The organism is Mesorhizobium sp. LNJC405B00, assembly GCF_000502615.1.
In the GTDB taxonomy this organism is placed as follows: Bacteria; Pseudomonadota; Alphaproteobacteria; order Rhizobiales; family Rhizobiaceae; genus Mesorhizobium.
Map to the genome: position 1 here is coordinate 119,057 of NZ_AYWC01000005.1, position 11,600 is coordinate 130,656.

10 protein-coding genes and 1 pseudogene are annotated in these 11,600 nt (G+C 63.9%); 6 read left to right on the plus strand and 5 right to left on the minus strand.

Annotated features, from left to right (window positions below):
• Positions 1-152 precede the first annotated feature (152 nt).
• Positions 153-1,955: an ABC transporter ATP-binding protein gene (locus tag X756_RS153455; RefSeq protein WP_023729661.1), complete on the plus strand. Its 1,803-nt coding sequence runs from the start codon at positions 153-155 to the stop codon at positions 1,953-1,955.
• An 81-nt stretch (positions 1,956-2,036) separates the two neighbouring features.
• Here the strand turns inward: X756_RS153455 and X756_RS1000000167370 are convergent.
• Positions 2,037-2,216, minus strand: a pseudogene (locus tag X756_RS1000000167370) (ATP-binding cassette domain-containing protein); the annotation flags it as partial.
• Between the two features lie 139 nt (positions 2,217-2,355).
• Here X756_RS1000000167370 and X756_RS153450 point away from each other — a divergent pair.
• Genes X756_RS153450 through X756_RS153430 form a run of 5 tightly spaced genes read left to right on the plus strand, consistent with a single transcriptional unit; the run spans position 2,356 to position 7,211 of the window.
• Positions 2,356-3,591 carry an ROK family transcriptional regulator gene (locus X756_RS153450; protein ID WP_023729663.1) on the plus strand — a complete coding sequence of 412 codons (1,236 nt, stop codon included), beginning with the start codon at positions 2,356-2,358 and terminating at the stop codon, positions 3,589-3,591.
• A gap of 14 nt (positions 3,592-3,605) precedes the next feature.
• Positions 3,606-4,685 (plus strand): Gfo/Idh/MocA family oxidoreductase, encoded by a 1,080-nt coding sequence (locus X756_RS153445; RefSeq protein ID WP_023729664.1) that lies wholly within the window; start codon positions 3,606-3,608, stop codon positions 4,683-4,685.
• Entirely contained in the window at positions 4,685-5,521 is an 837-nt protein-coding gene (locus X756_RS153440) for a sugar phosphate isomerase/epimerase (RefSeq protein ID WP_023729665.1), read from the plus strand. Before X756_RS153445 ends, X756_RS153440 begins: the two co-directional genes overlap by 1 nt.
• A complete protein-coding gene (locus X756_RS153435) occupies positions 5,518-6,321 on the plus strand; it encodes an alpha/beta hydrolase (RefSeq protein WP_027049253.1) in 804 nt (267 codons plus the stop codon). Before X756_RS153440 ends, X756_RS153435 begins: the two co-directional genes overlap by 4 nt.
• Complete coding sequence (locus X756_RS153430) at positions 6,318-7,211, plus strand: ROK family protein (RefSeq protein ID WP_023696938.1); 894 nt, start codon at positions 6,318-6,320, stop codon at positions 7,209-7,211. Before X756_RS153435 ends, X756_RS153430 begins: the two co-directional genes overlap by 4 nt.
• A 26-nt stretch (positions 7,212-7,237) precedes the next feature.
• Here X756_RS153430 and X756_RS153425 read toward each other — a convergent pair whose 3' ends face one another.
• From X756_RS153425 to X756_RS153410, 4 genes are all read right to left on the minus strand, one after another.
• Complete coding sequence (locus X756_RS153425) at positions 7,238-8,236, minus strand: ABC transporter ATP-binding protein (protein ID WP_023668840.1); 999 nt, start codon at positions 8,234-8,236, stop codon at positions 7,238-7,240.
• 30 nt (positions 8,237-8,266) lie between these two features.
• Complete coding sequence (locus tag X756_RS153420; protein WP_023729667.1) at positions 8,267-9,328, minus strand: Gfo/Idh/MocA family oxidoreductase; 1,062 nt, start codon at positions 9,326-9,328, stop codon at positions 8,267-8,269.
• A 250-nt stretch (positions 9,329-9,578) separates the two neighbouring features.
• A complete protein-coding gene (locus X756_RS153415; protein WP_023668842.1) occupies positions 9,579-10,418 on the minus strand; it encodes a carbohydrate ABC transporter permease in 840 nt (279 codons plus the stop codon).
• Between the two features lie 227 nt (positions 10,419-10,645).
• Positions 10,646-11,575 (minus strand): sugar ABC transporter permease, encoded by a 930-nt coding sequence (locus X756_RS153410; protein WP_023668843.1) that lies wholly within the window; start codon positions 11,573-11,575, stop codon positions 10,646-10,648.
• Positions 11,576-11,600: the final 25 nt, after the last annotated feature.

The following is an 11,600-nucleotide window of genomic DNA, read 5'->3' on the forward strand; positions in this document are numbered from 1 at the left end:
ACGCCTCGACCGGCTGCGACAATCTCTCCTGAGCGATGAAAGGTAGATTGCGCTCCAGCTTAATTCGAGTAATTTTATAGAGATTGTGCGGCGCGAAAGCGGAAGCGATTGCCCTCGAAGACCGCGCCGAAAGAAAGTGGTTTCAGCAAGACATGTCGTCATCGGTTCTGAACGTCGAGCAGCTCACCGTCGCCTATGATGGACGCCGGGGATCGCATCCGGCCGTCAACGGCGTGTCGCTCGCCATCGGCGAAGGCGAAGCGCTCGGCCTTGTCGGCGAGTCCGGATCGGGCAAGAGCTCGGTGGCTCTCGCTATTCTGCGCTATCTGCCGCGCAACGCCCGGATCGCCGCGTCGGCGCTCGAATTCCAGGGTCGCGAGATCCGCAGTCTCTCCGGCGAGCAGCTTCGCCGGCTAAGGGGCGATCGCATCGCGGCTGTCTACCAGCATCCAGGTGCGGCACTCAATCCGGCCATGACGATCGGCCGGCAGATCACCGAAACGATCATGCGGCATCGCCAGGTTCGGCAGGACGAAGCACGCACCCGCGCCGCCGAACTGCTGAGCCGTGTCAGGGTGAGCAATCCGGAACGGGTGCTCGATCTCTATCCGCACGAATTGTCGGGCGGCATGCAGCAGCGCGCCAACATCGCGATTGCCATTGCGCTCGACCCGTCGCTGCTGGTGCTGGACGAGCCGACGACGGCGCTTGACGCCAGCGTCCAGTCCGAGATCGTCGCCATCCTGCAGGACTTGCGCCGCGATCACAAAACCAGCGTTCTGCTGATCAGCCATGACATCAACATGGTCCGCCGGGCCTGCGATCGGGTGGCCGTGATGCAGTCGGGGACGGTGGTCGAAAGCGGCATCGCCAACGATGTCTTCGAGAACCCTGTTCACGCCTACACCAAGGCGCTGATCGCCTCGATCCCGGCGCTCAACTTCACCAAGCGCGACGGCAGGCTGGCCGAGATGCACACAACCAGCCCGTCGAAGCCTGTCCGCAGCGATCAACCGGAAGCCGCACGTCCGATCGCCGTCGCCTGCAAAGGCATCAGCCACGCCTTCGGCTCCCAGGCCGTCCTGCACGATATCGACCTGGAGATAGCCCAGGGCGAGACGTTCGGGCTGATCGGCGAATCCGGCTCCGGCAAGTCGACATTGGCAAGGATCGTGACTGGCCTCCAGACGCCGGACGCTGGGTCGGTCGAGCTGTTCGGCAGCACTGTCGCGCCGCGCGTCGAGAAAAGAAGCCTGAGCGAACGGCGCGACGTGCAGATGGTGTTCCAGTCACCCGACCGCACGCTCAATCCGCGCCAGCGGATCGGCAGGATCCTCGGCCGTCCGCTGCGGCGGCTCGCCGGCTTTGGCCGCAGCGAGGTGAAGCAGCGTGTCGGCGATCTCCTGGCCTCGGTTCGTCTTGCCGCTACGACCGTCGACCAGAAGCCGAGATCGCTGTCTGGTGGCCAGCGCCAACGGGCGGCGATTGCGCGCGCCTTTGCCGGCGTGCCGAAGCTCGTGGTGTTGGACGAGCCGACCTCTGCGCTCGACGTTTCGGTGCAGGCGACCGTGCTCAATTTGCTCAACGACCTGCAGCGCGACAAGGACGCCACCTATCTGTTCATCAGCCACGACCTAAGGGTGGTGCGCTATATGGCCGACAGGATCGGCGTGCTCTATCGCGGCCGGCTCGTCGAGACGGGGTCATCCGAGCAGATTTTCCGTGGCCCCAACCACCCCTACACGAAGCTGCTTCTGGCCGCCTCCTCGGATGAGACGGCGCCGAGGGCTCCGGCTCAGCTCCACGTCGCGGCACACGATGCCGAAACCTCCGGATGCTCCTTTGCCGCCCGCTGTCCTGTCGCGCTGCCCGATTGCCGAAAGGCGCAACCACCCGTCAGGCAGGCCGGCGACGGTCATCTGATCGCCTGCTGGAGGGACACAGGCAGTCTCTGATTGCGAAGCGGGCCGGCCCAACTGCAAGCCTGCCTTCGAAGAGATGTCCCCCGGCCGATGCGCCGGAGGACAGGCTTGGGAGGCGCCGGACGTCGGCTGGAAATTTCCGGCGATGGTTTTGACCAGCGTCGATTTGCCGGCACCATTGTCGCCCATCAGGCCGAGAACCTCGCCCTCATTGATGTCGAGCGACACATTGTCCAGCGCGCGGACGGCACCGAAATCCTTCACGATATGTTCGAGACGCGCTAGAACCGGCACGCATCCTCCCATGCCAATTTGTAAGTTTCTGATACAAATCCTCGTTTGAAACTTGGGTCAATGGGCTTGGGGATGCTGAATATCTTGTTGCAATGCACCCAACCTTGGGTCTTTCAAACCGCCTAGAAATTCTATTAGTATGCAAATCAAACAAATTGTGGAGAACGACGTGCTGGTGTCGACCGATCTTCGGCCGAACGAAACGAGGGCACTTGCGGCGCTGTTTCGTGCCGGCGCGTTGAGCCGAGCGGCGCTCGCACGCGATCTCGGCCTGACCCGGTCGACCACCGGCGCCCTGGTGCTGGGGCTGACCGAAGCCGGTCTGGCGCGCGAGCGGTCGGATGGAACGGATGACGAGCAGGATAGCGAGGGTCGGGTCGGCCGTCCCGGTATCCTGGTCGAGATCGAAGGCAATGGCGGCTTCTTCCTTGGCGCTTATATCGGCGTCAACTGGATCGCAGCCGTGGCTGTCGACCTTGCCGGCGCGCGGCGTGCGAGCGCCTCTAGGGCATTTGCCGGCCCGGGCAGCACGCCTGAAGCCGCGGTTGCCATCATCGGGGAACTCGTCGCCGAGATCCGCTCGCAATTGCCTGCGGGCACGCGCCCCTACGGGCTCAATGTCGCCGTGCCCGGCTTCCCCGCCGCCGACGGGATTTCATACCATGCCACCATCCTTGGCTGGCACGGGGTCAATCTGGCGGAGCTTTTGCGCACTGCCTTTGGCGCGGACTTTCCAATCCTCTTGGAAAACGATGCCAATGCCGTGGCGGTGGCCGAGACATACCGGTCGCGGCCAGGAAAGGACGACGAGGATACTCTGGTCATCCTGATCGAGAACGGCGTTGGCGGCGGCATCATCAATGCCGGCAGGCTGCATCGCGGCCGGCTCGGCGGCGCCGGCGAAATCGGTCATCTTCGCATTGGCGACGAAGGTTTTGTCTTCGACGCGAAGCGCCCGGGGCGGCTGGAATCCTATGTCGGCAAGGATGCGTTGCTGACTCGCTATTTGCACATAAGCGGACTGCGCGCCGGCCTGCATGAGTTTGTGGCGGCATTGGCCGACGGCGATCCGCCAGCCGTTGCCACGGCGCGCGACTGGGCGCTCTGGTTCGGTCGCGGGCTGGCGACACTTGCCTGCACCTTGCAGCCGGAGCGCATCATCCTCTCCGGCTCGGTCAATGCGGTTTATCCCTTTGTCGCCAAACAGGTGGAAGCTTTCCTCTCGGACTTCCTGGCTGAAGGTTATCCGGTTCCCACAGTCGAACTGTCGCGCGTCGGCGCCGACGGTCCGGCATTGGGCGCTGCCTGTCTGCTGCATCAGGCAGCTTTGTCGGGCGATCCGCAATTTCAACTTCGCGGCCTCGCCGCGCGCTAATCAGGAGAGATTCCATGCCTCGCAAAGACGAAAAGCGGCTGCGCGTCGGCGTGCTCGGCTGCGGTCCGATTGCGCAGGCAGCGCATTTCGAATCCTGCACCAAGGCACGCAATGCCGATCTCCATGCCATCTGCGATGTCGCCGACGATCTGCGCGACAGGATGGCCGCGACCTACGCGCCCGAAAAATCCTATGCCGACTACGGCCAGATGCTGGCCGATCCCGACCTCGATGCCGTCATCATCGCGACATCGGACATTTTTCACGTCAAGGCCGCGGAACTGGCGCTCGATGCCGGCAAGCATGTGCTTTGCGAAAAGCCGCTGGGCGTTTCGGTCGAGGAGGTCGAAGGCTTGCGGGCCACGCTCGACAAGAGCGGCAAGGTGCTTCAGGTCGGCCATATGAAGCGCTTCGATCCCGGCATCCAGGCGGCAAAGGCTTTCGTCGACGACGAAATGGGCGAGCGGCTGGCGTTCAAAGGCTGGTACTGCGACAGCACCCACCGCTACCCGATGACCGATGCGGTGCAACCGCTGATCATCACCAGCGCCAAGGCGCGCAAGCCTGCCGTCAATCCCAAGGCGGATCTGCGCCAATACTACATGCTGGCGCATGGCAGCCATCTCCTTGATACGGCGCGCCATCTGCACAGGCCGATCGAGGCGGTGGAGGCCCGGCTCACCGAGCGCTATGGCGCCTATTGCTGGTTCGTCACCACCATCTTCGCCGACGGCACGATCGGCCATCTCGACCTGACGGTCGCCGTGCGCATGGACTGGCACGAAGGGTTCCAGATCTACGGCGAGAACGGCAGCGTTCTCGCGAAGACGTATAACCCCTGGTACTACAAGAGCAGCGAGGTCGACATTTTCCGCGAGGCCGATGGCAGTTGGCACCGCACGCTTGGCGCGGATGGCCACTTCTATCGCCGGCAGCTCGAAGGCTTTGCCGATGTCGTACTGAATGGCGCGCCGATGATCGGCGCCGGCATCGAGGACGGCATCGCCTCGGTCAGGGGCATGGCGGCCATCGCCCGCTCGGCCGCTGCCGGCGGCCGCGCCGTCCGTCTGGCCGATGTCGACGGGGTCGTGTGATGCAGCTTGGGATTTTCGCCAAGACCTTCGCCACCACCGGCGCTCTGCCGGTGCTGCGCGCGGTCGCGGACGGCGGCTACACGGCGGCGCAGTTCAACATGGCGTGCCTTGGACTGCCGTCGATGCCGGACAGCATTGAGCTCGGCGCGGCCCGGTCCGTCGCTGAGGCGAGCGGCGAGGCCGGCGTTTCGATCGCGGCGGTTTCGGGAACCTACAACATGATCCACCCGGATCGCACGGTTCGCATCCAGGGACTCGCCCGGCTTGAGGTACTGGCCGCGTCATGCGCCGATATGGGCACCCGTCTGATTACGCTGTGCACCGGCACAAGGGATGCGCAGGATCAGTGGCGCTGGCATCCCGACAATGCGAGCGAGGCGGCATGGAGCGATCTGCGGATGGACATGGAAGCGGCGATTGCGATTGCCGAGCGCTTCGACATCGAGCTTGGCATCGAACCGGAACTGGCCAATGTCCTCTCCAGCGCCCGGGCCGCACGCCGCCTGCTGGACGAAATGAACAGCACGCGGCTGCGCATCGTGCTCGATCCGGCCAATCTGTTCGAAGTGGCCGACAGCGCGGAGCGTCATCGCCTCATCGACGAAGCCATCGATCTGCTGGCCGCCGAGATCGGCATGGCCCATGCCAAGGACCGCCATGCCGATGGCAGTTTTGCCGCAGCCGGAAAGGGCGTGGTCGACTTCCCGCATTTCATCGGCCGCCTGAAGGCTGCCGGGTTCGACGGCCCCTTGATCACACATGGCCTGACAGAGGCCGAGGCGCCCGGCGTCGGCGCTTTTCTGCGCACCGTGCTGGAAGCGAGCGACGACACGTGAAAAAGACCTTCAGCCGAGATGGCGTCGACCTTGCCTACCGGGACGTCGGCGCCGGGCCTCCCTTCATCTTTCAGCACGGCCTAGGCGGCGACGACGCGCAGGTCGCCGACGTGTTTCCCGATCTGCCGGTGACCCGGCGGGTGACGCTCGAATGCCGTGGCCAGGGTGGATCCGGCTACGGGCCGGTCGAGCGGCTTTCGATCGCGACGTTTGCCGAGGACATTGAAGCGTTGGCCGACGATCTCGGCATCGGTCCGGCCGTCGTCGGCGGCATTTCGATGGGCGCGGCGCTGGCACTGCGCCTGGCGGTGCATAAGCCGGCCCGCGTGCGCGCGCTGGTGCTCGCGCGGCCCGCCTGGGTAGCCCAGGCGGCTCCGGAAAATATGAAGCCCTATGCCGTCGTCGGCAATCTCTTGATGCGCCATTCGCCTGAAGACGCCAGGCGTCTGTTCGATGACAGCGCTATTGCCGGCGAACTGGCCAGGCTGGCGCCGGACAATCTCGCCAGCCTGCAAGGCTTCTTCAATCGCCCGGACCCGGTTCTGTTCGGTAGGCTGCTTTCGGCGATCGCCGGCGATGGTCCCGGCGTGAGCGAGGCGGACATCCGCGCTATCGCGGTGCCGACTCTTGTCATCGGCCATGACCATGACCTCGTCCATCGCCTGGCCGACGCACAGACGCTGGCCGGACTCATTCCGTCGGCCCGGCTTTGCACCATCACAGCCAAATCGCAGGATCGCGCCGCCTACCGGCTGGAATTCCGCGCCTGTCTTTCGGAATTCCTGGAACCGCTCGCATGACGCATCAAACGATGGACGACACGATCGCCGTGGTCGAGATCGGCGGCACGTCGGTCAAGGTTGGCTTTGCCGACCACGGCATCCCGGTGGATTTTGCCCGCACCTACCCGACCGCGCAACTGCGCAAGGGCGCGCCTGTGGCGGGGTTGGCCGATGCGGTCACCGCAGCCTGCCGCGATGCCGGGCTCAAACCTGCACGGGTCGTTGCGACGGTGCCTGGGTTCATCGACCGCGACTTCGACACGGTGCTGCACACGGCCAACATTCCCGAGCTGAACGGCATCCGGCTGGGTACGGAACTGGCATCGCGGCTCCGCGTTCCCGTGCGGCTCGAACGCGACGTCGTGCTGCAATTGCTCGGTGAAAGCGTCGCCGGCGCAGTGAAGCGGCAAAAGGAAGTGCTGGCGGTCTATCTCGGCACCGGCATCGGTGCGGCCTATCTCGGCAAGGACGGCATTTTCAGGGGCGGCGGCTGGGCGCTGGAAATCGGCCATATGCCGATCTACCGGCCTGACGAAAGCGGACCGCCAAACCGCGTCGAGACCTACGCCTCAGGGGCAACGCTTGTCGACCTTGCCGCGGACTACGATATCCCGGTTGCCGAGCTGTTTTCGGCAACCGGGCAGCCGCCGTCGCTGCGCGAATGGCTCGATGAGATCGTCTGGCAGCAGGCGGTGACCATCGCAACGGCAGCCGCTTTGTTTTCCCCGCAGACGATCCTGATCGGTGGCGGCATTGTCGACATGAAGTCCTATCCCCGCCAGGCGCTCAAGCAGCGCATCGCGGACAGCCTGCCGCATTCGCTTGTTGTAGAGCCTCTGGACATACGCTGGGCGGCCCTGGGCTGGCAGGCGGCGATCCATGGCGCGGTGCTGCTCGGCGCGGTGTGATCGCCGTGGTTGCTGTCGGCGAAGGATTACTTGATCGTCTTCCCGTCCGCCCCAAACCGGTATGTCTTACCCGGCTCCGGCGTTGCATACAGCGTCGCACCTGGCTCGGCGTCGTAGACACCGAAAATGCGGACCGTGATCAGCCCGGCCTTTTCGCAGTCGAGATAGAGGTTGGTGTCGGCGCCGAGATGTTCGGCATGCACCACCGTTCCCTTCCAGGCGCCGGACCTTGGATCCACGGTCAGATGCTCCGGCCGCACGCCGATCGTCTTGGCCGTCTCGCCCAATCTGGCGCCGTCGATGAAATTCATCTTCGGCGAGCCGATAAAGCCGGCGACGAACTCGTTTGCCGGCGAATTGTAGAGCTCCATCGGGCCGCCGATCTGCTCGATCTGGCCGGCGTTGAGCACGACGATCTTGTCGGCCAGCGTCATCGCCTCGACCTGGTCGTGGGTGACGTAGATCATCGTCGCCTTCAGCCGCCGGTGCAGCTGCGCGATCTCGAGCCGCGTGTTGACGCGCAGCGCTGCATCGAGGTTCGACAAGGGCTCGTCGAAGAGAAACAGTTTTGGCTCACGCACCACGGCGCGGCCGATGGCGACGCGCTGGCGCTGGCCGCCCGACAGTTCCGCCGGCCGCCGCTCGAGATACGGTTCCAGCGACAGCATCGACGAGGCGACGCCGATGCGGCGTTCGATCTCCGGGGCGGGCGTGCCGGCCTGCTTGAGGCCGAGGCCCATATTGTTCTTCACCGTCAGATGCGGGTAGAGCGCGTACGTCTGGAACACCATGGCGATGCCGCGTTTTGCCGGGGGCGTGGCCGAGACATCGGCGCCGTCGATCACCACCCTGCCGGAGGTCGAATCCTCCAGCCCGGCGATGACCCTGAGCAAGGTTGACTTGCCGCAGCCAGATGGGCCGACGAAGACGACGAATTCGCCGTCGGTCACTTCGAGGTTGATGCCTTTCAGCACCTCGACCGGCCCGAAGGCCTTCTTCACATTCTCGATTACCAGCGAGCCCACGGCTTCGTCCTTGTTCTAGAGTTTGCCCTACTAGAGCTTAACTGGGGCGCCGCTGCGCACGCTCTCATCGGCGGCAAGGCAGACGGCGAGCGATTTCACCGCGTCGTCCATGTGGCGGGTCAGGTCGATGTCTTCCCGGATCGCCTTCAGCACGAAGGCCTGTTCGAGGTCGCAGAGATCCTGGTGGCCGGGTTCGCCGTCCATCGACAGCATCTCGTCCGGCCTGGCGAACTTGCCGTCCGCACCCGTCGCAGCGCTGTGCAGGCGGATGGTCGAGGTCTTGGTGTGGGTGTCGATGTCGTCCGACTTCACACCTTCCTTCATGACGATCGACACGCAGCCATTGGGCGACATCACGTCCTTCACGAAGAACGCCGTTTCCGAAATCATCGGTCCCCAGGCAGCTTCGTACCAGCCGACCGAACCGTCATCGAACAGCACCTGCAGATGGCCGTAATTGTACATGGTCGGCGCGATTTCCTCGGTCAGCCGCAGCCCCATGCCGCGCACCTCGACCGGCTTGGCGTCGGTGATCTGCAGCATGACGTCGAGATAGTGCACGCCGCAATCGACGATCGGCGACGTCGTCTGCATCAACTGCTTGTGCGTCTGCCAGGTCGGGCCTGACGATTGCTGGTTGAGGTTCATGCGGAACACGTAAGGGCCGCCAAGCTTGCGCGCTTCGGCGATGAGCCGGACCCAGGACGGGTGATGGCGCAGGATATAGCCAATCACCAATTTTCGGCCGTTGGCCTTGGCCGCGGCGACGACGCGCTTGGCGTCCGCCACCGTCGTTGCGAGCGGCTTCTCGACGAAGACGTGGCAGCCGGCCTCGAATGCCTTCACCGCATAGTCGGCATGGCTGTCGGAATAGGTGGCGATGCAGGCGACATCCGGCTTTTCATCGCGCAACGCGTCGTCGAAGGAGCGCCTGATGCCATAGCCCGACAGCCCGTCCGGTAACGGCACGTCGGAGCGGTTGATCAGGGCCGCGATCTCGAAGCCCGGATTAGTGTGGTAGGCCAGCGCATGGCTACGCCCCATATTACCGAGGCCTGCGACGACGACGCGAAGGGGCGATTTAGAGGTCACCTAACTACTCCAGATGTTCCAGTTGTTCCTTCTGAGAGGGTGTCACCCCACCCGGCGCTTCGCGCCGACCTCCCCATCGAGGGGAGGTAGGACGTTGGCGCGAACACCCTCACTGCCAAAGAAGCTTCTCCGAAAGTCGCCCTTTGGCGGTCGTGAATGAAGCCACGACCTTTTACCTCCCCTTGATGGGGAGGTCGGCGCGCAGCGCCGGGTGGGGTGAAGGCTCCAGCAGAGATTTGTAGGGCTCCGCTCACTTGACGGCTCCGGATGTGATGCCGCGGATCAGCTGCCGCGAGAAGATGACGTAGAGGGTCAGCACCGGCATGATCGCCAGCGAGAGTGCGGCCAGGATGGCGTTCCAGTTGGTGACGAACTGGCCGAGGAACAACTGCGCGCCGAGCGTCACCGTCTTGGTCTCTTCCGACGGCGCCAGGATCAGTGGGAACCACAGATCGTTCCAGATCGGGATCATGGTGAAGACGGCGACCGTCGCCATCGAGGGCCGCACCAGCGGCAGCACCAGCCGGAAGAAGATGGTGTATTCCGACAGGCCGTCGATGCGGCCGGCATTCTTCAGATCGTCGGACACCTGCTTCATGAATTCCGACAGGATGAAGACGGCCAGCGGCAGCCCCTGCGCGGTGTAGACCAGGATCAGCGCCGTCAGCGTGTTGACCAGCCCGCTCGCCACCATCAATTGCAGGATGGCGACGGTGCCGAGCCGGATCGGGATCATGATGCCGAGCGCGAGGTAAAGCCCCATCAGCGTGTTGCCGCGGAAGCGGTATTCCGACAGCGCGAACGCCGCCATCGCGCCGAACAGAAGCACGAAGAACAGCGAGGCGACGGTGACGACGAGGCTGTTCTGAAAATAGTGGATGAAGTCGCCCTGCCCGATCACGGTGGTATATCCGATCAGGTCGAAGGTCTTTGGCGTCGGCGGCGTCAGCGGTTCGCTGAAGATGCCGGCGCGGGACTTGAACGAATTCATGATGACCAGGATCACCGGAAACAGCGCGATCGCCGTGTAGGTCAGCAGGATCGCGTGGGCGCCGATGGTGCGGGGCAGCGAACGAGTGGCGGTGCTCATTGGAAGGTCTCCTGACGAGCCAAGGCAGGCGAGGTTGGCGCCAAGGCACCCCCCTCTGTCCTGCCGGACATCTCCCCAGCAAGGGGGGAGATCAGATGCCGCGACTGCTTTCGCCAATCGCCAACGTTGCAAGACGAGCGGCAAGGCCAGAGCTGCCAATCTCCCCCCTTGCGGGGGAGATGGCCGGCAGGCCAGAGGGGGGTGTTCAAGCTCGACATCTCGCCCCTCTAAAACTGGTAGCGACGCAGGCGCGTCTGGACGAGGAAGAGGTAGACGCAGACGCCGCCGAGGATGATCAGGAACATCATCGTGGCGATCGCCGCGCCCATATTGGGATCGCCGGTCTGCAGCTGAAAGCCGAAGAAGGCGCGGTAGAGGAAAGTGCCCAGAATATCGGTCGAATAGTTCGGGCCGGCGAGCGCCCCTTGCGCGGTGTAGATCAGGTCGAAGGCGTTGAAATTGCCGACGAAGGTCAGGATCGAGATGATGCCGATCGACGGCAGGATCAGCGGCAGCTTGATCTTCCAGAACTGCGACATGCCGGTGATGCCGTCACATTCGGCCGCCTCGATCACCTCTTCGGGGATCGACAAAAGGGCTGCATAGATCAGCATCATCGGGATGCCGACGAACTGCCACACCGAGATCAGGCTGAGCGCGGTCAGCGCATATCGCTCCTTGCCCAGCCACGGCGTGAACAGGCTTTTCAAGCCGACCAGGTCCATCAGATGCGGCGCCACGCCCCATAACGGCGACAGGATCAGTTTCCAGGCGAAGCCGACGATGACGAAGGACAGGATGGTCGGCACGAAGATCGCGGTGCGGTAGAAGGCGGCGAATCTCAGCCTCGGGCTGGACAGCAATGCCGCCAGCATGACACCGATCGGGTTCTGCACCACCATGTGGATGATGAAGAACCAGGTATTGTTCCGCAGCGCGTTCCAGAAGCCGACCGACCAGTTGGGGTCGCCGAACAACGTACGGAAATTAGTGAAACCGACGAACACCTGATGCTGATCGACATTGCGGAACAGCGACAGCTGCAGCGTGCCGGCGAGCGGCAGGATCATGATCGCCGTATAGACCAGCAGCGCCGGCGCCAGGAAGACGCCGATATGCCAGCGGAACGGTCGTTTCGGTCGTGTTTGTGCGGCCATGAGTGCGGTCCCCGCCGAGGTTTAG

Excerpts from the sequence above, each read along its gene's own strand:
- X756_RS153455 (WP_023729661.1), top strand. The coding sequence starts at position 153 with ATGTCGTCATCGGTTCTGAACGTCGAGCAGCTCACCGTCGCCTATGAT.
- X756_RS153450 (WP_023729663.1), top strand. The coding sequence starts at position 2,356 with ATGCAAATCAAACAAATTGTGGAGAACGACGTGCTGGTGTCGACCGAT.
- X756_RS153445 (WP_023729664.1), top strand. The coding sequence starts at position 3,606 with ATGCCTCGCAAAGACGAAAAGCGGCTGCGCGTCGGCGTGCTCGGCTGC.
- X756_RS153440 (WP_023729665.1), top strand. The coding sequence starts at position 4,685 with ATGCAGCTTGGGATTTTCGCCAAGACCTTCGCCACCACCGGCGCTCTG.
- X756_RS153430 (WP_023696938.1), top strand. The coding sequence starts at position 6,318 with ATGACGCATCAAACGATGGACGACACGATCGCCGTGGTCGAGATCGGC.
- X756_RS153415 (WP_023668842.1), bottom strand. The coding sequence starts at position 10,418 with ATGAGCACCGCCACTCGTTCGCTGCCCCGCACCATCGGCGCCCACGCG.
- X756_RS153410 (WP_023668843.1), bottom strand. The coding sequence starts at position 11,575 with ATGGCCGCACAAACACGACCGAAACGACCGTTCCGCTGGCATATCGGC.